The 20,793-nt window shown below is 37.5% G+C and carries 14 protein-coding genes; 9 read left to right on the top strand and 5 right to left on the bottom strand.

Translation table 11 applies throughout. From position 1 onward, the window contains the following. Positions 1–66 precede the first annotated feature (66 nt). Positions 67–5,652, top strand: coding sequence for an alpha-2-macroglobulin (locus tag AQF98_RS08970; RefSeq protein ID WP_055131600.1), 5,586 nt, complete (start codon positions 67–69; stop codon positions 5,650–5,652). A gap of 229 nt (positions 5,653–5,881) precedes the next feature. Further along, the gene (gene pbpC, locus AQF98_RS08965) at positions 5,882–8,272 is read left to right on the top strand and encodes a penicillin-binding protein 1C (RefSeq protein ID WP_055132099.1); all 2,391 of its coding nucleotides are present in this window, start codon (positions 5,882–5,884) and stop codon (positions 8,270–8,272) included. On the opposite strand, the gene AQF98_RS08960 is transcribed toward pbpC, so the two are convergent. The 5 genes from AQF98_RS08960 to AQF98_RS08940 form a co-directional block, all read right to left on the bottom strand. Beyond that, a complete protein-coding gene (locus tag AQF98_RS08960; RefSeq protein WP_055131599.1) occupies positions 8,262–8,996 on the bottom strand; it encodes a lysoplasmalogenase in 735 nt (244 codons plus the stop codon). The genes pbpC and AQF98_RS08960 overlap by 11 nt on opposite strands. Further along, complete coding sequence (locus AQF98_RS08955) at positions 8,971–10,206, bottom strand: sterol desaturase family protein (RefSeq protein ID WP_055131598.1); 1,236 nt, start codon at positions 10,204–10,206, stop codon at positions 8,971–8,973. The genes AQF98_RS08960 and AQF98_RS08955 overlap by 26 nt, the downstream gene beginning before the upstream one ends. 248 nt (positions 10,207–10,454) lie before the next feature. Beyond that, the gene (locus AQF98_RS08950) at positions 10,455–10,760 is read right to left on the bottom strand and encodes an RNA-binding protein (protein WP_055131597.1); all 306 of its coding nucleotides are present in this window, start codon (positions 10,758–10,760) and stop codon (positions 10,455–10,457) included. A gap of 297 nt (positions 10,761–11,057) precedes the next feature. Beyond that, on the bottom strand, positions 11,058–11,411 hold the full coding sequence (locus AQF98_RS08945; RefSeq protein WP_055131596.1) for an MmcQ/YjbR family DNA-binding protein: 354 nt from the start codon (positions 11,409–11,411) through the stop codon (positions 11,058–11,060). 2 nt (positions 11,412–11,413) lie between these two features. After that, on the bottom strand, positions 11,414–12,184 hold the full coding sequence (locus AQF98_RS08940; RefSeq protein ID WP_055131595.1) for a queuosine precursor transporter: 771 nt from the start codon (positions 12,182–12,184) through the stop codon (positions 11,414–11,416). Between the two features lie 136 nt (positions 12,185–12,320). Between AQF98_RS08940 and AQF98_RS08935 the strand changes: the two genes are divergently transcribed. Genes AQF98_RS08935 through AQF98_RS08905 form a run of 7 tightly spaced genes read left to right on the top strand, consistent with a single transcriptional unit; the run spans position 12,321 to position 20,767 of the window. Next, positions 12,321–13,526, top strand: a complete 1,206-nt coding sequence (locus tag AQF98_RS08935) for a multidrug effflux MFS transporter (protein WP_055131594.1) — start codon at positions 12,321–12,323, stop codon at positions 13,524–13,526. Positions 13,527–13,586: 60 nt separating this feature from the next. Next, entirely contained in the window at positions 13,587–14,732 is a 1,146-nt protein-coding gene (locus tag AQF98_RS08930) for a methionine aminotransferase (protein WP_055131593.1), read from the top strand. A gap of 28 nt (positions 14,733–14,760) precedes the next feature. Then, a complete protein-coding gene (locus tag AQF98_RS08925) occupies positions 14,761–15,564 on the top strand; it encodes a nitrilase family protein (protein ID WP_200911864.1) in 804 nt (267 codons plus the stop codon). Between the two features lie 30 nt (positions 15,565–15,594). Beyond that, positions 15,595–16,629, top strand: coding sequence for a N(4)-(beta-N-acetylglucosaminyl)-L-asparaginase (locus AQF98_RS08920; RefSeq protein WP_055131592.1), 1,035 nt, complete (start codon positions 15,595–15,597; stop codon positions 16,627–16,629). Positions 16,630–16,643: 14 nt separating this feature from the next. Continuing rightward, positions 16,644–17,396 carry a copper homeostasis protein CutC gene (locus tag AQF98_RS08915; protein WP_055132097.1) on the top strand — a complete coding sequence of 251 codons (753 nt, stop codon included), beginning with the start codon at positions 16,644–16,646 and terminating at the stop codon, positions 17,394–17,396. Then, positions 17,393–17,830: a hypothetical protein gene (locus AQF98_RS08910; protein WP_055131591.1), complete on the top strand. Its 438-nt coding sequence runs from the start codon at positions 17,393–17,395 to the stop codon at positions 17,828–17,830. Before AQF98_RS08915 ends, AQF98_RS08910 begins: the two co-directional genes overlap by 4 nt. A 9-nt stretch (positions 17,831–17,839) precedes the next feature. Next, on the top strand, positions 17,840–20,767 hold the full coding sequence (locus AQF98_RS08905) for a GH92 family glycosyl hydrolase (RefSeq protein ID WP_055131590.1): 2,928 nt from the start codon (positions 17,840–17,842) through the stop codon (positions 20,765–20,767). The last annotated feature ends 26 nt before the right edge of the window (positions 20,768–20,793 follow it).

The following is a 20,793-nucleotide window of genomic DNA, read 5'->3' as shown; positions in this document are numbered from 1 at the left end:
TAAATAATTTCTTTGTCCTAATCATTTTTCGTTAATTTTCGTAGAACATTTACCAATGTATCTGCTATGGAAAACACCGCTAAATACTCCTCCTCTACTTTTAAAAAAGCAATTTTTGTTGCTTTAATAGGCATATCTATTGTAGCCTTATATTTTCTTTTCTTTAAAAAGAAAAAACAACAAGACAATCAGGCTTATGCCAAATATGTAGAATCATATACTTCAGGTACCATCTCTAAAAAGAGTTACATCAGGGTACATTTGGCCAGTGCAGTCAAAAGCGTAAGTGATCTGGGCAAACCAGACGAAAGAAATTTGTTAGATTTTTCGCCGAGCATTAAAGGAAAAACCTATTGGATTGATGCCCAAACCTTAGAATTTAGACCAGAACAGCCACTCAAACCCGATCAGGTTTATGAGGCTACCCTAAATCTATCAGCCATTACCACCACAGAAAAAGGTCTAGAGGAATTCGATTTTGACTTTAAAGTCATCAAGCCAGGCTTAAGTTTAAGTCAAAATGGTCTTGTTAGTCAGAACAATACTTCTTTAACTTACATGAAGCTAAGTGGTGAAATCAATACTGCAGATGTAGAAGAACAGGCAAAAATAGAAATGGCCCTACAACTTGATTTCGGACAACAGCTAAAAATCAAATGGCAGCACCAACCAGATCAACATCGATCTACCTTTTTAATAGACAGCATTAAAAGAGGTAACCAGGAAACGAACTTAGTTTTGAAATGGAATGGAGATGCTATTGATGCTGCAGCCAATAAAGGAGAAGAAAAAATTACAGTTCCTGCCAAAGGAGTCTTCAAGGTATTAGACATTAAAGCCATTCAAGGTGCCGAAGATTATGCGCTTATCCAATGTTCAGACCCTATCAATGTAGCACAAGATTTAAATGGTTTAATTGGATTGGGAAGCTTACAAGACCTTCGTTTTACCATAGACGCCAGTCAGATTAAGGTATATGCACCCGATGCCTTAGAAGGAAATTATGCAGTAAATGTAAATGCAGCCGTTTCCAATATTGAGGGTAAAACTTTGCAAAGTGCCAAAACAGCGAATATCATTTTCGAGAATAAATTGCCTGCAGTAACCATTGCAGGTACGGGAACTATTCTGCCAAATTCTGGCAAATTGGTTTTACCATTTGAGGCTGTTAATCTAAAAGCAGTAGATGTAACCATTATCAAGATCTACGAAAACAATATCCCTCAATTTTTCCAAGTTAACAACTACAAAGAAGGAAATGAGCTGAGAAGGGTTGCCAAACCAGTAGTACAAAAAACGATCCGTTTAGATGAAGACAAAGGTGTTAACCTACATAAAAAAACACGTTTTACTTTAGATCTAGATAAATTGATCCGCACTGAACCTGGAGCCATGTATCGAGTAACCATTGGTTTTAGACAAGCATACAATGTATATGCCTGTAAAGAAAATACAGAAAGTGCTGAGGGAGACAATGAAGATAGCGAAGAATACAATAGCTATGGACAAAAAATAGATGAGGATGATGCATTTTGGGAAAGATACGATAGTTATTACCCCAACCATTACAGATGGGATGATCGCGAAAACCCATGTACTTCTTCTTATTATACCAATGAGCGTTGGGCAAGTCGTAACTTATTGGCCTCTAATATTGGCCTAGTAGCCAAAAGAGGAAATGACAACAGCATGTTGGTGGTTGCAACCGATTTATTAACTGCAAAACCTTTAAGCGGGGTAAGCATTGAATTACTGGATTACCAACGTCAATTGTTAACCACAGTAAAAACAGATGGAGAAGGTTTGGCTACTTTTGACTTGAAAAAGAAACCATTTTTATTGATTGCCAAAAATGGAACCGAGCGTGGCTATTTAAAACTAGACGATGGGAACTCTTTACCATTGAGCCGTTTTGACGTAGGTGGCGATGTAGTGCAAGATGGCATTAAAGGATTTATTTATGGCGAAAGAGGTGTTTGGAGACCTGGAGATAGTGTATACCTATCTTTTATACTAGAAGATAAACTTAAAAAGCTCCCAGAAAATTATCCTGTTACCTTCGAGTTTTATAATCCAAAAGGTCAATTGGCCAAAAGAACTGTAAGTGCACAAGCTTTAAATGGTTTTTACAGCTTTAAAACAGCTACAGAAAGTACAGCACCTACTGGTAATTGGTTAGCTAAAGTGAAGGTTGGTGGAGCATCGTTTAGCAAAACCATTAAGGTAGAGACGATTATGCCGAACCGATTAAAAATCAATTTTGATTTGGGCGGTAAAACTTACCTCGGCAACGGCGCTTCATCTGCCACTACCCTTTCGGCTAAGTGGTTGTTTGGTACGCCAGCACAAAATCTAAAAGCAAAGGTTGATGTAAACTTAAATACTACTGATACCAAATTCAAAGGTTTTGATGAATATACATTTGACAACCCTACTGTTAAATTTGTATCGCAGATCAAAACTATATTTGAGGGTACCTTAAACAGTACAGGAACAGCTGTAGTGAATACCAATTTAAGTGAAAGTAATATTGCACCGGGTGTATTAAGAGCTAATTTTACCACTAAAGTATTCGAGCCAGGAGGTAATTTCAGCATCGATAATTTTAGCATTCCTTACCATGTTTACAATAGCTACTTAGGTATTAAAACTCCAAAAGGAGATCGATTAAGTGGGATGTTGTTAACTGGACAAGACCATCAAATCTCCGTTGTAAATGTAAATAGAGATGGTCAACTTTTAACTGGCTCAAAAACAGTGCAAGTAGAACTGTATAAAGTGCAATGGCGTTGGTGGTGGGAACAAGACAACCAAGAAAGTTATGCCAACTTTACCCAAAATCAGTACAACAAACTAATCAAAAAGGAAAGTGTATCCTTAACTAACGGTAAAGGGGCTTGGAGTTTCCGTATCAATGAACCAGAATGGGGACGCTACCTGATCTTAATCCGTGATGAAAATGGCGGGCACACCACAGGCAAGTCGGTTTATATCGATTGGCCAGGTTGGGCACAACGCGAACAAGGCAACAACCCTACCGAGGCTTCTATGTTATCGTTTACTGCCAATAAAGAGAAATTTAATGTAGGCGAAGAAATTACGCTAACCATCCCAACCGGAGAAAATGGAAGAGCATTGATCGCTATTGAAAACGGTAGTCGTGTGCTAAAAACCTATTGGGTTGATACCAAAAAAGGTCAAACTCAATTTAAGTTTAAAGCAGAAAAGAACATGGCTCCAAATGTATTTGCCAACATCACTTTGTTGCAGCCACATGCTCAAACTTTAAACGACTTACCGATTAGAATGTATGGTGCTATCCCTTTGAGTATCGAAGACCCAGAAACCATTCTAAAACCTACCATTAAAATGGCCAATACGCTAAAGCCAGAAGTAGAAAGCAGAATTACAGTGGCCGAGGCTAAGGGCAAATCCATGACCTATACCATTGCCCTAGTTGATGAAGGTCTGCTTGACTTGACCCGTTTCAAAACCCCAGACCCACATAGTATTTTCTATGCCAGAGAAGGCTTGGGTGTAAAAACTTGGGATTTATTCGATCAGGTGCTTGGCGCTTGGGGAGGAAATTTAGAACGAATATTAAGTATTGGTGGTGATGGTAGCATTAACAAAAACTTAAATCCGGCCAAAGCCAATCGTTTTAAACCTGTAGTTAAATTTATGGGACCTTTTTACCTCAATAAAGGAGAAAGTAAAACCCACAAATTTACCTTACCACAATACATTGGCTCTGTAAGAGCAATGGTTATTGCCGGACAAAATGGTGCTTATGGCTATGCAGAAAAAGCGGTTGAGGTTAAAAAACCTTTGATGGTATTGGCCACCTTACCAAGAGTAATTGGCCCTGGCGAAAGCTTTACCTTACCTGTAAATATCTTTGCCACCAATAACAACCTTAAAATGGTAAATGTACAATTACAAAGTGCAAACTTAAATGTAGTTGGTGCACAAACACAACAATTGAGCTTTAAACAAGCTGGCGAACAGATGACTTATTTCCAAGTGGTAGCACCAAATTCGGTAGGTATTGCAAAAGTGAAGATCATTGCCCAGAGTGGCGCTGAAAAAACAGTTTACGATGTGGAGATGGATATCCGTAATCCGAACCCTTATGTAACCAATGTGGTATCAGCTACCATCCAACCCAAACAAACTTGGAAAACAAGTTATGCGCCAATAGGTATGCAGGGGACGAACTCTGGTACAGTAGAAGTTTCCTCAATCCCACCTATCGACTTGAATAAACGTTTGAGCTATTTAATCCAGTATCCACATGGTTGTGTAGAACAAACCACTTCGGGTATTTTCCCTCAATTGATGCTAGACAAATTAACCCCATTGAGCACTCAGAAAAAGACCGAAGTAGAAAGAAACATCAAATCTGGTATCAATAGATTAAAAGGTTTCCAAACTACCGATGGTGGCCTAAGTTATTGGCCTGGAGAAGGCAATGCCGACGAGTGGGGAACAAATTATGCAGGACATTTCTTAATCGAAGCCCAAAACGCTGGTTATACGCTCCCTGTAGGCATGATGGATGAATTGATCCGTTATCAAAAAGGCAAAGCCAACAATTGGGTGCCAAATAGCAATAATTTTTACGGTGGCGATTTAAGCCAAGCTTATCGACTTTATTTCTTGGCCTTGGCTAAAAAACCAGAAATGGCTGCAATGAACAGGTTAAGAGCTTTCGAGTACCTTTCTGTGGGTGCCAAATGGCGATTGGCTGCTGCTTATCAGTTGGCAGGTCAGGCACAAGCTGCAAATGCCTTAATTAAAGGATTAGCACAAACTGTACAACCTTATAACCAATTAGGTGGAACCTATGGCTCTGAACTAAGAGATGAGGCCATGATTATGGAAACGCTAACCCTAATGGGTCAAAAAGGAAAGGCAGCTCAGTTATTACAAACTGTTGCTGCTCGTTTAGGACAAAATACTTGGTACAGTACGCAAACCACAGCCTATAGTTTATTGGCTATTGCCAAATTCTGTGGGCAAAATAGCAGTACAAATAAACTACAGTACAGTTATGTTTTAGATGGAACAAAAGGTAATGTAAATAGCGATCAGTATTTAAACAGTACAGCAATTGCTTTCAAAAACAACAATGCAAGTATTACCAATACTGGAAATAATGTATTATTTGTTCGTTTAATATTACAAGGACAGCCAATTGCTGGTCAGAATAATTTCTTGCCCAACAAACCAGAAGTATTACAAATGGATATTGCCTATAAAACGTTAAAAGGTCAGGTTTTAGATCCATCAGTACTTAAGCAGGGTACCGATTTTTATGCAGAAGTAGTGGTTAAAAATCCAGGCAAAATGGGATATTATGAGCAAATGGCCTTGACACAGATCTTCCCTTCTGGCTGGGAAATTATCAATACCCGATTAAATGACAATGAGAGCATGTTAGCTTCTTCGCCATTTACCTACCGTGATGTGAGAGACGATCGTGTATTCACCTATTTTAATATCCGTGAAAACGAAACCCTAACCTATAAAGTGCTCTTAAATGCATCTTATGTAGGTAAATATTATTTATCGGCAGTACAATGCGAGGCCATGTACAACAATAACATCAGTGCTACACAAGCTGGTAAATGGGTGCAGGTAGTTAAATAGCAATATCGTCATTGCGAGCAGAGCGAAGCAATCTCTCTTTAATTAGATTGCTTCGTCGTTTCACTCCTCGCAATGACGATTTATTGATTAGAGCCTCGGCCAAATATTAACCATCAAAAAACGTACAAAACCTAAACACAATCTTAAATAAGTAAATAATTTTTCCATAACAGTGTATTTATCATAAATCAACTGCAATAGAAAAATGTTACCTCATTACATTTTAACCATGAACAAAAAACAAAAAACGCTGCTTATTTCTGATGGAATCTGCTTCTTGTTGTTTTTGTTTTTTATATTTTCTTTGCCTAAACAGCTTTTCAAGTCGCCTACCTCTTATGTAATTGAGGCCAGTAATGGGGCATTATTAAGTGCTGCCATTGCAAGTGACGGCCAATGGCGATTTCCGGTTATAGACACGGTGCCTGATAAGTTTGTAAAATGTATCACTGCTTTTGAAGACCAACGTTTCTTTAAACATTTTGGCGTAGATCTTATAGCCATGAGCAGAGCAATGAAACAGAATTTAAAAGCTAAAAGTGTAGTGAGTGGTGGCAGTACTTTAACCATGCAGGTTATTCGTTTATCGCGTAAGCAAAATAGAAGCATCTGGCAAAAAATAACTGAAGTTTGGTTGGCTACCCGATTAGAATTTACACATTCTAAACGAGAGATCATTAATTTATATGCTTCTAACGCACCATTTGGAAGTAATGTAGTAGGTTTAGATGCTGCCAGCTGGCGCTATTTTGGGCGCAAGGCCGAAAACCTATCTTGGGGCGAAATGGCAACCTTAGCGGTGCTGCCCAATAGTCCCTCTCTTGTTCACCCCGGAAAGAATTCAGCACGTTTGATCAAAAAACGAAATGACTTATTGGATAAATTGGTCAAATTGAAGGTTATCGATCAACCTACTGCTGCATTGGCCAAAACAGAACCCATACCAGGGAAACCTCTGCCACTGCCACAAAATGCGCCACACCTGCTCAATCGTTTCAAAGAAGAAAGCAAACGTTTGGCTATTAATTCAACAAGCTTAACCACAACCATAGATTATGAGCTTCAACTTAAACTCAATGAACTGCTGAAACGTTACAACAATCGGTACAGGGCAAACGACATCAATAACATTGCTGCTTTAGTATTGGATGTAAAAAAGGGAACCGTTGCAAGTTATGTAGGGAACAACTATCAACCAGAAAATGTAGCTTTAGAAAGCCATGTAGATATGATCAAGGCACCCCGAAGTCCTGGTAGTACCCTAAAACCATTGTTATATGCCAGTATGTTAAGCGATGGCCTATTGCTACCACATACCTTAGTACCTGATGTACCCACACAGATTGGGGGTTATAATCCTCAAAATTACGACCTTGGTTACGATGGAGCCATTGCGGCCGATAAAGCATTGAGCAGGTCGCTCAACATTCCAGCTGTAAAAATGCTCCAACAATACAAGTATGAGCGTTTTTATGATAAACTCAAAAAGCTAAACTTTACAACTTTAAATCAACCTGCAGATCATTATGGTTTATCTTTAATTTTAGGAGGTAGTGAGGTAACCATGTGGGATTTGGCTAAAAGCTATTTGGGTATGGCCAGAACGTTAAATCACTTTAATGATTATCAAGGTAAATACAATCCACACGATTATGATCCACCTGTTTATGCCAAAGGGATTCAATCGCCATTTAAAAAAGAAGAAAAAGAATTGAACTCTATTTTAGATCATGGTTCAATCTGGGCAACTTTTAATGCCATGGAAGAAGTAATGCGACCGGGAGAAGAAGGTTTATGGGAACAATTCTCCTCCTCACAACGTGTAGCTTGGAAAACAGGCACAAGTTTTGGTTTTAGAGATGCTTGGGCCATTGGCTTAACACCAGATTATGTGGTTTGTGTATGGGTTGGCAATGCCGATGGCGAAGGAAGGCCGGGTTTAATGGGTATTGAAGTTGCAGCCCCCGTATTGTTCGATATTTTTAAACAGTTACCAGCAGCTAAATGGTTCGAAATTCCTAAAACCAAACTCAAAAAAATGTTGGTTTGTAAACAAAGTGGTTTCAAAGCTGGAGAATATTGTACAGATAAAATCGTTGAATTGGTACCATTTGCGGGTGATAAAACTGCAGTTTGCCCCTATCATAAATTGGTTCATTTAAATGCAGCTGGAACGTTTAGGGTAACAGACCAATGTGAAAGTATAGCTCAGATGCAACACCGAAGCTGGTTTATTCTGCCACCTGCAATGGAGTATTATTATAAAATTAAGAACAGCGATTACAAGCTGCTACCCCCATTTAAACCGGGATGTAATGATATCTCTGGGAATGTTGTAATGGATATGATCTACCCTAAGAACAATGCTGTTGTTTACATCCCAGTTGAATTAAATGGTCAAAGAGGGAAAGTTATCTTAAATGTGGCGCACAGAAATCCAGATGCTAAAATTTATTGGCATATTGATCAAGAATTTATTGGAAGTACACAATCATTTCATCAATTGGCCGTTAGCCCTGCTCCCGGCAAACACACCTTAACCCTTGTTGATGAAGATGGTAATCGTTTAGTACAGGTGTTTACCATACTAGATAAAGAAAAGAATAAAGCTATGCACTAGCTTTTTCACTATCAATTACCGTATGTTTTTTAAGTTTACGTTCTATTGAACCTATGGTAATGCAATATTGAGCCAACATATAGGTAGCCATAATTGCTATTCCGCTATAGGCAAAAGGTGATACAAATTTATTGTAGGCCAAAAGAGAATCAGAAATTAAGAATAAGAGCGCACCATAAAAAACCAAGTTAAAGCTCAATGTATTTACCCTACCTTTTCTATTTACGGCCATAATTGCCATTAACGAAATTACAAATGCATAAATCATTACCGGAATTTTCATATCTCCCAGATAAGGCCTTAAGAATAAATAAAAAGCCACACAAAATACCCCAAAAACACCAATAGCTATTCTGGTGTATAATTTTTCGATTGATGGAGCCCATTTATAATCCAGATAAAAAGCACTGATATACAACAAATGTCCAATTAAAAAAGCTGTGAGGCCAAACATGAAAAAATAGGGATCTACATCATCGTACATTAAAAAAACATCGCCCAATAAACCAAATACTAAACCTGCAAAAATCCGTTTGGCAAACCTACCCTTTAATTGAGTTCTGTAAATCACATACAACATCAATGAGATGGTAATAGAGGGTTTCACGATGTGATGAAAATCAGCCAATACTAATTTTGCTGTACCTTGATCAGTTTCTGCCAATATTTGAACAATAAAGATAAAAGCAAAAGCAAAGCTAAACTGGAGATTTTTCTTGAACATGAAATTCGATATTTTGTAAATAATAAAACCAAACTAACGATCCTAATTGGACAATCAGAACTGTAAGTGCTAATGAATTGAAAATAGTTAACTCCCTAAATAGGTATAATGCAAATAAACTAAATATTAACCTAGCAAACTCAAAATATTTTAACCAATTTTTCCTTTCTAAAAGTGCTCCACAGCTCAGTAGGGTAACAATGGTAAATATAGCAGTTGCCACAACCGTTGCAGTTTCCATTTTTGGATAAAGAAATAACAAAGCAGAGCCACTAGCCAACGCAATGGTAAATTGTACCAAAACGTATAAGATAAGGTTGTTACTATAGCTAGAGTCGAATTTTTTATAATTGGCAGCATCGATTTCTGGCGCAGGCTTAAAACCACCCAATTTAGCTGGAAACCATCCTGGGGGTTTAATAAACACATTTATTTTATCGCCTATAGTATCAGATTTCTTTGCGGTATGCCAAAGCTCTGCCCAGTAATGAACATTTGCCCAAACTGGGTTCCAACTGGCCAAAGGGGTCGTAATTCCATAGTATACCTCTTCTTCCTCTTTTTGAAATGTACCGAACATTTTATCCCAGATAATTAAAGAACCCGCATGGTTTTTATCAATATATTTAGGATTAGAGCCATGATGTACCCTATGGTGAGATGGGGTATTGATAATGTATTCTAAAAGTCCCATGCTTTTAATGGTACGGGTATGAATCCAAAATTGGTATAAAGTATTAAAAGCACTTAAAGTAACAAACATCAAAGGATCAAAACCGATCCAGGCCAATGGAAGATAAAAAACCCACGAAAACCAACTCTGGAACCACGATTGACGAAGTGCCACGGTGAGGTTATACTCTTCAGATTGATGGTGAACAATATGGGCCGCCCATAAAGCATTTACTTGATGGCTCATTCTATGGAACCAATAATAGAAAAAATCAACCCCGATAAAAAGAATAATCCAGATCCAAATGGTATTGGGTAAATCGAATAAGCGCCAATGCTCAAAAATATATTTGTAGCCAAAAAATAAGGCTGTTTTCATGAACAAGCCTGTTACCTGTTGCCCGATACCTTGGCTTAAATTGGCAATAGAATCATTTAATCGATAATAACCTAGTTTTTTATAGAAGGTATAAGCAAGCTCTATTCCGATTAGAATAAAAAACACAGGTACCGACAAAGCGATATAATCAACTTTCATCTATTTATATTTGGTGCTACTTTAAACTTTATGTTAAGCTGATACTATTATAACAATAAAAAGCCACATATAAAGCAGATGTTCATAAAAACAGGGCAAAATTTTGGGCAAAAAAATTGCGGACTATCAAAAATCCGCAATACTTTATTGAGCTTGACACCTAAGTGTAAGTCTTCTAGGTAAGAAATATTAATCCGTAAAAATCCTTTAGCCTATAGTAGACTTTAAAATGCCAATAGGATTGGTAATTAGTAACTACGCTCTCTGCTGTTGTTACGTTTAAAACCACCACCAGCATTACCGCCTGTATTTGGTTTCTCTTGAGCCTCAGCAACTTTAATTCTGTTACCGTTGTAGTCTCCACCGTTCATTCTTTTGATAGCTTCTTTCGCTTCATCATCATTCGGCATCTCTACAAAACCAAAACCACGGCTTTGATTAGTTTCACGATCTTTAATAATCCTAAGTGATTTTACTTGACCGAAATCACCAAATACGGCTGTTAATTCATCTTCCCCTACTTCTAAAGGAAGGCCTGTAATAAATATCTTCATTAATGTTTAAAAATTTGCACAAAGATACAAAAAAATATGGGTGTTTTGCTATCTGAGTGTCAGTTAATCTAATTATAAGTTATTGTTTTTCAATATTATTCCTAAAATAATGATAAGTTATTGTTTTGTTATTCATTCATTTAACTCATTCTATTTTTTTCGACAAATTGATAAACTTGTAAAAAGCACATCAACATTGGTCTATATATCTCTTTTTACGTAAATATAACGCAGCAGCATGCCTTTTTGTGTTAAATAAAAATTAATTTATTCCAATAAAAAATTAGTTGTTTAAGGCTACGATTCCTGATCAGGTAATTCTTTCCAAAACTTTTTAGGCGCTCTGTTTTTCCAGGCAGTAAGAAGCAGTTCTTTTAAATCGTTAGGCTCTACACGATCTAAATTAACCAACATGTATTTGTAATTGAGGTAATGTGCTGTGATGAAGAATGTTTCTGGGTCTTTGAGCATCCATTTTTCTCTTTCCAAAGTATGAACAACTATATTTTCTTCATCTTCTTTCAATCGAGCAAAAATGTGCTTGTTGACATAAAATGCTGGGGTTTCAAAACACAACTGTTCTGTTACACCTGGTAGTGATAAAACAACATTACGCACAAATGTTAGGGCCAATATTGTTTTATCTTGCATATTTATCCCCTCCCAGCCATTTTGATCATTCTATGCGCTAAATCTTTGCCCAAGTACCCATCTATAATTCCATGCACCAAATAAAGAATTGGGGTCATGGCAATGGCAATGATAAACTTATAGGTATAACCCACCAAACCAATAGCAGCAACCATTTGCCAGCTCCAATGGTAGTTAGGGTTAAGATAAAAGGCAATGAAGATCACCACAAAACTATCAATCAATTGCGATACCAATGTTGAACCTGTTGCTCTTAACCATAAGGCTCTTTCGCCGGTAAACTTTTTAATGCGATGAAAAATCAGCACATCAACCATTTGTCCAATTAAAAAAGCGGTAATGGAACCTACAATAATCCACATGCCTTGACCAAAAATAGCATCAAAAGCCACTACCATATTGATTTGTTGACCGTCTACCTGTTGTGTTACCCAAAAATCTGAGGGTTGCAATTTCATGGCCAATCCAACAACTATAAAAGCAAAACCAATCAACACACAAGTTAAAACAGATAAGAAACGAACCTGTTTAACCCCAAAGTATTCATTGATGATATCTGTCATAATGAAGATAATCGGCCAAGTTAAAACACCTGCTGACATATTGAAGGAAAGATTCGGTACGCTAAATAGATTGATGTCGAACTTTTTAATCCCGAGAGTCCCTTCTACAGAAAAAATCTTAACTCCAATAAATTCTGATAGTATGGCATTAGCCACAAAAAAAGCGCCTAGAACTAGGAGCAATCGGCTTTCTTTGGTTTTAAAAGTCATATAGCTAAAATACAATTAATTTCAGATAAACGAAATGTAAACCCTGCTATTGAAGAATTATCATTCTATTTTTACAAAGCTTAGACGCCAAAGAATTTCCAATTCCTCATCTTTGTGCCTCTTTAAAAATCAGTCGATGGCAAAATCCAAAGCGTTCTTTTTGATCTTAATTTTAGGTTCTTTAGCTGCCTTAGCACCCTTTTCTATCGACATGTATTTGCCAGGTTTTAAAGCGATTGCCAAAGATCTTCATACAGATGTTTCTAGTGTGTCTTTATCTTTATCAACTTTCTTTATTGGCATCTCTGCTGGTCAGCTTTTATATGGTCCGCTATTAGATAAGTTTGGCAGAAAAAAACCACTTTATTTTGGCCTCAGTCTTTTTATCCTTTCTTCATTAAGCTGTTTATTTGTGACCACCATTGATCAATTGATTGTGATCAGGTTTGTACAGTCCATTGGTTGTTGTGCTGCTGCAGTTGCGGCGGTTGCCATGGTTAGAGATTTATTTACCGTTAAAGAAAGTCCGAAGGTTTTCGCTTCACTAATGTTGGTTATTGCAGTTTCACCAATGTTAGCACCAACTGCTGGTGGATACCTCATTGCCGCTTTAGGCTGGCAGTCTGTATTTGTATTTTTGGGTTTAATGGCATTTCTAATGTTATTGGCCAGCATTTGGTGGCTACCCGAAAGCTATAAACCAGATCCTTCCTACTCTTTAAAACCAAAACCGATATTGGGTAATTTTTTAACTGTACTCAAAGAACCCGGTTTTTATACCTATGCTTTAATTAGTGCCATTACCTTTAGTGGGCTTTTTGCTTACGTATCTTCATCACCTGTGGTGTTTATGGATATCTATAAGGTTAGCGAAACAGGTTATGGATGGATCTTTGCACTTTTATCTGTTTTCTTTATCGGCTTTAGTCAGGTAAATAGCTTTATTCTGAGGTGGTTTAGTAGCAAGAACATTGTTTTTTGTGCATTAATTGCACAGTGCATTTTTAGCTTATTATTTCTGTTTGTGGCATTGAACAATTGGCTTAACCTTTATACAACCATTACTTTTATCGCCTTATTTTTGGCTTGCCTAGGTTTTATCAATCCAAATGCATCTGCATTATCGCTAGCGCCATTTACAAAAAATGCGGGCAGTGCTTCAGCATTAATGGGTGCCCTACAAATGGGTTTAGGTGCCTTAGCTTCGGCAGTGATCAGTTTGTTTGCAGCTGACGTAGTTTGGCCAATGCCAGCAGTAATGACAATAGCAGCCATCATGGCCTTAATTTGTTTACTTATTGGAAGAACCAAGATCAAAACAACTGCCCATCTAATGCACTAATGTGTCATTTATCTCCACATTGGCAGTAATTTTATAAGATTATTGCTATTTTCGTGTTGCATGATACTTATTAATTCTAAACTTCCAACCGTAGCTACAAACATCTTTACGGTAATGTCTAAACTAGCCCAAGAACATCAGGCTATCAATCTGTCGCAAGGTTTTCCAGACTACGCTGCCAATCCAAAACTGATCAAATTTGTTGCCGATGCCATGAAAGATGGGCATAATCAATATGCACCAATGGCTGGTCTACCTGTTTTGAGAGAACTAATTGCAGAAAAAACAAACAGGCTCTATGGTGCCAATTACCATCCAGAAACTGAAGTTACCATTACCGCAGGTGGTACACAAGCTATTTTTACGGCCTTAGCTGCCGTTATCAATCCTGGCGATGAGGTGATTATTTTTGAACCTGCTTACGATTGTTATTCGCCAACCATAAAATTATTGGGGGGCTTGGTTAAACCCTTTGAGCTTCATGGACCAGATTATGCCATCGATTGGGAAATGGTGAAAAAACTTTTTACAGCCAATACCCGAATGATCATTTTAAACAGTCCACAAAACCCAACTGGGAGTATTTTAACCAAACCCGATATTGAGGCGCTGATTAAATTGACAAAGGACACCGATGTGCTTATTCTAAGTGATGAGGTTTATGAGCACATCATTTTTGATGGAGAAAAACACGAAAGTGTAGCCATCTATCCCGAACTACAAGAACGGAGTTTTATTGTGGCCTCTTTCGGAAAATTATTACATACTACTGGATGGAAACTAGGCTATTGCCTTGCCCCTGCTAAATTAATGAATGAATTTAGAAAGGTACATCAATTTAATGTATTTAGTGTAAATACACCAATGCAGATGGGCATTGCCAATTACCTTAAAAGTGAAAATGTGTACGAAGATATTGCTGTGTTTTTTCAAGAAAAAAGAGATTTGTTTCGCTCTCTTTTAAGTCAGACTAAATTTAAATTATTACCTTGTAAAGGTTCGTATTTTCAATGTGTAAACTACGAAGCAATTAGCGATGAAAAAGACAAAGACATGGCTAAAAGATTAGTAACCGAATTTGGTGTAGCAAGCATTCCAGTTTCTGCTTTTTACACTAAGAACAATACCGATAAAATATTAAGATTTTGCTTTGCAAAAGAAAAAGATACATTAGAAAAAGCCGTTGAAAGACTATTAAAAATATAATTTTCATCCCTTAAAAAATTATAAAAAAATGGAAAGTCCACAATATTTGAACATCCAAAATCTCAAGGTAACCGTCTTTCAGGCTTACCTGTTTTGGGAGAACATTGATAAGAACTTACAAAATATAAGTTTGAGATTATCAGGTGGTGTTCGAGAAAAAACAGACCTCATTGTACTGCCAGAAATGTTTAATACTGGTTTTACAATGAAGGCCGAAGAACTTTCGGAAGAAATGGATGGTAAAACCATGCAGTGGCTCCGAAAAACAGCATCAAACTACGATTGTGTTGTTACAGGCAGCTTAATCATTAAAGAAAATGGCCATTATTATAACCGCATGATCTGGATGTTGCCAGATGGCAGTTATCAATATTATGACAAACACCATCTATTTGGCATGGGCGATGAAGATCAAAACTTTACTGCCGGTACAAAATCATTAATTGTTGAATTAAAAGGATGGAAAATTAGACTTGCTGTTTGTTACGACCTCCGTTTCCCAGTATGGTTACGCAATAAAAATGCCGAATACGATATTTTATTGTTAGTTGCCAGCTGGCCAGATAAACGCTCCTCACATTGGAGAACGCTCATCCATGCCAGAGCCATTGAAAACCAGAGTTACGTAATTGCAGTTAATCGTGTTGGGCACGATGGAAACCAAGTTTACCACAGTGGACATTCGATGTGTATCGATCCTCATGGCAACACAGTCTATTACAAACCAGAAGATGAAGATTTATATACCTTCAGCATCAATTACACTGATCTAGAGAAAACCAGAAGACAGTTTCCATTTTTAAAAGATGCCGACAGTTTCTCCTTAACTTAAAAACAACCTCAAACCAGTTAGAACCACCAAATGTTTAACAGAAGAAAATTTATAAAGGCTACTGCCCTATCAACAGCACTTTTGGCTATTGATCAAAAAAGTATGGCAGCAGCAATTCCAACTACAAATGGCAAAGCAGTAAATAAACCCATCGTTATTTCTACCTGGGATTTTGGTGTAGCTGCCAATGCCGCCGCATGGAAAGTACTCAAAGCAAATGGCAAGGCGCTAGATGCAGTAGAACAAGGTGTTTGGGTACCAGAGGCTGATGAATCTAATCAGTCTGTAGGTTATGGGGGCTTGCCAGATCGCGATGGTAAAGTAACCTTAGATGCCTGTATCATGGACGAATTGGGCAATTGTGGTGCCGTATTAGCTTTAGAACACATTGTACATCCCATTTCTGTTGCCCGTAAAGTGATGGAAAAAACACCTCATGTAATGCTAGCCGGAGACGGAGCACTCCAATTTGCCTTAGAACAAGGTTTTAAGAAAGAAAATCTACTTACACCAGCTAGTGAAAAAGCTTGGAAACAATGGTTAAAAGAGGCTAAATATGAGCCTGTAATGAACATAGAGAACAAACTTTATGACAAAGCTTCGCCTAACAAACTTCCAGGAAACAAATACAATCACGATACCATTGGCATGATTGCCATGGATGCCAATGGCAACCTATCAGGAGCGTGTACCACAAGTGGAATGGCCTATAAACTTCATGGTCGGATTGGAGATAGCCCTATTATTGGTGCTGGTTTATATATCGACAATGAAATCGGTGGTGCAACTTCAACAGGTGTTGGAGAAGAAGTAGTAAGAAACGTAGGCTCATTCTTGGTAGTAGAGCTCATGCGACAAGGTTACACACCTGAGGCAGCTTGTAAAGAAGCGGTAATGCGTATCATTAAAAAGAAACCTGAAACAGCTAAAAATATACAAGTGGGTTTTTTGGCCATGAACAAAAAAGGCGAATATGGTGCTTATGCCATTCAACAAGGTTTTACTTATGCAGTTTGCGATACCCAGAAACAAGATCTGGTAATCAAAGGAAAAAGTTACTATTAATCTACCCATTCAGTTTGGAAACCTCAAAAAATACCAAATTCGGACTTGAAGTTTGTGCCAATTCCTTTGCATCTGCAAAAGAAGCAGAAAATGGTGGAGCCATACGTGTAGAACTATGCGAAAACATGGCCGAAGGCGGTACCACTCCCAGTTATGCCCAGATTAAACTTTGCAAAAGCAGGTTAAAACTTCAGGTCTGGCCCATCATCCGTCCAAGAGGTGGCGATTTTTTATATACAGCCGATGAATTTGATCTCATTAAAGAGGATATTAGTCTCTGCAAAAGCTTAAATTGCGATGGAGCTGTAACTGGAATTTTATTGGCCAATGGCGAAATAGACCTCAAACGTTGCGCAGAGCTTATTGAATTGGCACATCCCATGCCTTTGGCTTTTCATCGTGCTTTTGACATGGCCTTGGATCTGAATAAAGCATTGGAAGATTTAATAAAATTAGGTTTTGTACGGGTGTTAACCTCTGGCGGTGCCAATACAGCTTACGATGGTATTCGCACCATAACCGAATTGGTTAAACAAGCTCAGGGCAGAATAGAGATTATGCCAGGCGCAGGAATTAATCCTCAAAATATTTCAACCATAAAACAAAAAACTGGGGCACAAGTATTTCATTCTTCTGCTAGGGTTAAAATTGAGAGTAAGATGCAATATAGAAATACAACAAGCAAAATGGGGAGCATTGAAGAGGAATACCAGTATGAACAAACTTCTGCAGACCTAGTTAAACAAATGGTAGAAAATAGCTTATGAGAAGACTGAATATCACATTTTTATTGCTTGGATTAATTTTCATTGCCAAAGCACAAAATGTAAAACCAAAGGCTCCAGAATTTGCTTTGGGCAGCTTTACAGACGATTACGGAATTACCTATACCATTAACGATACACTTTGGGTGCAAAATCCAACTACAAAATACCATATCATTAAATGGAATCCAGAAAAACAGTACTTGGTAGCCAAAAATGATGCTGGAAACAAAACCGATGGTAATAAATATACCCGTATAGATTACATGACCTTTAGCGGAATGGAACCTTGGCGATGGGGTTTTTGTTTAACCGCCTATGATGCTGCAACCGATGTAATTGCAGAACAGACCGCTTACGTTGATAGGCAGAATCCTAAAAAAGGCTGTAATGGCTATCCATTCTCTAGAATGAAAAAAGTTGAAACCAAACCATAAACTTGATTAATGAAATTCTCTAAACTCTTTTTAGCGTTGGTATTACTTGCCAATTTCTCATTTGCACAAAATAAAAGAAACTACAACCAATATGTAAACCCATTTATCGGAACTGGTGGTCATGGGCACACTTACCCCGGTCCAGCCCTACCTTTTGGAATGATTCAACCTGGACCTGATACCCGTTTAGATGGTTGGGATGGTTGTTCTGGTTATCATTATACAGATTCGTTGCTTTATGGCTTTTCGCAAACCCATTTAAGTGGAACAGGGGTTGAAGATTATTGCGATTTTCTATTTATGCCAACCATTGGGAAACCACAGTTCTTAAATAAACAATACGCCTCTCCTTTTCAAAAGAAAAATGAAAAGGCAAGCCCTGGCTATTACAGCACATTTTTAGATAAATATAAAATTAAGGCCGAAATTACCACTACCAGACGTGCTGGCCTATATAAATTTAGCTATCCAAAATCTAAGGAGGCCAATATCATTATCGACCTTAAACACCGTGATAAGGTTTTAGAAAGTTGGGTAGAAATTATAAACGATAGAGAAATTAAAGGTTATAGAAAATCAAGTTCATGGGCAAAAGGGCAGGAACTCTATTTCCATGTACGCTACAATAAACCATTTAAATCTTACGGTATTGCCATTAATGATGAATTACAACCCGGTTTAAAAAAGGCAAAAGGAACCAATATCAAATTATATATCCAATTTGAAACTACCGAACAAGAATCAATTTTATCTAAAGTTGCCATTTCTGCAGTTGACGATAAAGGTGCCTTAAAGAATTTAAATGCCGAAACAGATGGTTTTGATTTCACTAAAATACTGGCAAAGGCAAAAGCCGCTTGGAATAAAGAGCTTTCTAAAATAGATGCAGAAAGCACAGACAAAAAACAATTAACTACTTTTTATACTGCACTTTATCACAGTCTACTTAATCCAAACTTATACATGGATGTAGATGGAAGATATCGAGGTTTAGACAAGAAAGTACATACAGCTAAAGGCTTTGAATATTACACCGTATTTTCTTTATGGGATACCTATAGAACGGAAAATCCACTGCTCACTTTAATTGATCGGAAAAGAACTTTAGATTTTATTCAAACCTTTTTGGCAATGCACAAAGAAGGTGGTTTATTGCCTATTTGGCCATTGGCTAATGACGAAACTTTTTGCATGATCGGGAACCATGCTATTCCGGTAATTACAGATGCCTATGCCAAAGGAATTCGTGGCTTTGATACCAAACTGGCACTTGAAGCCATGAAACATGCAGTAAACCGTAAACAATTTGGTATTGATGTATATGCCAAACATGGAGCTGTAATGGCCGATATGGAACATGAAAGTGCTTCTAAAACCGTAGAATATGCTTATGATGATTGGTGTATTGCACAATTTGCCAAAATGATTGGCTCTGAAGCTGATTATCAAACCTATTTAACAAGAGCTCAAAACTGGAAAAATGTTTATGACCCCTCAACTGGGCATATTAGAGCTCGTAACAATGGAGGTTGGTGGAAACCTTTCAACCCTACAGAAGTAAACAACAACTATACTGAAGGCAATTCTTGGCATTACAGTTTCAGTACCCAGCAAGATGTAAATGGACATATGGAAATGATGGGCGGTGAGCAGATCTACCAGAAAAAGCTAGATGAATTGTTTACCACAAAAGAAGGCTTAACAGGTCGCGACCAAAGTGACATTACAGGTTTAATTGGTCAATATGCGCATGGGAATGAACCTAGTCACCATATGGCTTACTTGTTCAATTTTACATCTCATCTAGAGAAAACCCAATATTACATTAACAAGATCATGAACGAACAATACCATGATCAACCTGATGGTTTATCTGGAAATGAAGATTGTGGACAAATGAGCGCTTGGCTAGTGATGAGTGCAATGGGTATCTACCCTGTTTCTCCAGGAAATAACATGTACAATATTGGTACACCTTGGTTTAAAAAAATGACCATCAGTTTAGAGAATGGTAAAAAAATAACCATAAATGCACCGGCTAGAGATTTGAACAATTATTACATCAAAGGCATTTCTTTAAATGGCAAACCACACCAGAAATTGTTTTTAGATTTTAGTAACCTTGCCAATGGAGCCAATTTAAATTTTGCGTTAGCTGCTAATCCCGACTTAAAATACCTCAGTAGTTTGCAAAAACCAGTAATGAAAATCAGTACAAATTTAATTGTACCCAACCCTATTATTGAAGGTCCTCAAGAAACATTCAAGCAAAATGCTGAGGTAAGCATCACTTCTGCCCTGCCAACAGCAACAATTTATTATACTTTAGATGGAAGCATACCAGACCAAAATGCTAAGAAATACACTGCTCCATTTAGCATTGATAAAGGCCTTACCATTAAAGCAATTGCTTATCAAAAAGGTTTCAAAACCAGTTATGTAAGTACAGCTACTTACCAAAAAATCACGAATAACTACAATATCAAAATCAACAGCGAAATTAACAAAAGCTTTACAGGAGGTGGGAATGATGCGTTGATTGATGGTGTTAGAGGATCGGTAAACTGGCGTGTAGGTAACCGTTGGCAAGGCTTCTGGGGCATCCCATTCGAAGCTGTTTTAGATTTGGGTAAAACACAAATGGTCAATTCGGTAAGCATTGGTGCTTTACAAGATACCCAAGCTTGGATTGTTTTCCCACCTGAAACCGAGTTTTACATTGCTGGAGATGACCTTAACTTTAAATTGATTGGAACCGTAAAAGCACCAGCTGAAGCAAAAGATTATACCATACAGATTAAAGAACTGACTACCAAAGTAAACAGTGAGTGTAGGTATATCAAAATCAAAGCTAAAAACTATGGTACACTTCCTGAATGGCATGAAGGTGTCGGAGGTAAAGCACATACCTTTTTTGATGAAATTACAGTGAAATAAACGATATAACTACCCAATAGAGAAAT

The sequence above is a fragment of the Pedobacter sp. Hv1 genome (assembly GCF_001412215.1).
Taxonomy (GTDB): Bacteria; Bacteroidota; Bacteroidia; order Sphingobacteriales; family Sphingobacteriaceae; genus Pedobacter.
Note: the sequence above shows the minus strand (reverse complement) of the source record. Positions and strands in the feature narration are given on the sequence as shown.

Bases quoted from the DNA above. Each gene is read 5' to 3' on its own strand.
- AQF98_RS08970 (WP_055131600.1), top strand. From the start codon at position 67: ATGGAAAACACCGCTAAATACTCCTCCTCTACTTTTAAAAAAGCAATT.
- pbpC (WP_055132099.1), top strand. From the start codon at position 5,882: ATGAACAAAAAACAAAAAACGCTGCTTATTTCTGATGGAATCTGCTTC.
- AQF98_RS08960 (WP_055131599.1), bottom strand. From the start codon at position 8,996: ATGTTCAAGAAAAATCTCCAGTTTAGCTTTGCTTTTGCTTTTATCTTT.
- AQF98_RS08955 (WP_055131598.1), bottom strand. From the start codon at position 10,206: ATGAAAGTTGATTATATCGCTTTGTCGGTACCTGTGTTTTTTATTCTA.
- AQF98_RS08950 (WP_055131597.1), bottom strand. From the start codon at position 10,760: ATGAAGATATTTATTACAGGCCTTCCTTTAGAAGTAGGGGAAGATGAA.
- AQF98_RS08945 (WP_055131596.1), bottom strand. From the start codon at position 11,411: ATGCAAGATAAAACAATATTGGCCCTAACATTTGTGCGTAATGTTGTT.
- AQF98_RS08940 (WP_055131595.1), bottom strand. From the start codon at position 12,184: ATGACTTTTAAAACCAAAGAAAGCCGATTGCTCCTAGTTCTAGGCGCT.
- AQF98_RS08935 (WP_055131594.1), top strand. From the start codon at position 12,321: ATGGCAAAATCCAAAGCGTTCTTTTTGATCTTAATTTTAGGTTCTTTA.
- AQF98_RS08930 (WP_055131593.1), top strand. From the start codon at position 13,587: ATGATACTTATTAATTCTAAACTTCCAACCGTAGCTACAAACATCTTT.
- AQF98_RS08925 (WP_200911864.1), top strand. From the start codon at position 14,761: ATGGAAAGTCCACAATATTTGAACATCCAAAATCTCAAGGTAACCGTC.
- AQF98_RS08920 (WP_055131592.1), top strand. From the start codon at position 15,595: ATGTTTAACAGAAGAAAATTTATAAAGGCTACTGCCCTATCAACAGCA.
- AQF98_RS08910 (WP_055131591.1), top strand. From the start codon at position 17,393: ATGAGAAGACTGAATATCACATTTTTATTGCTTGGATTAATTTTCATT.
- AQF98_RS08905 (WP_055131590.1), top strand. From the start codon at position 17,840: ATGAAATTCTCTAAACTCTTTTTAGCGTTGGTATTACTTGCCAATTTC.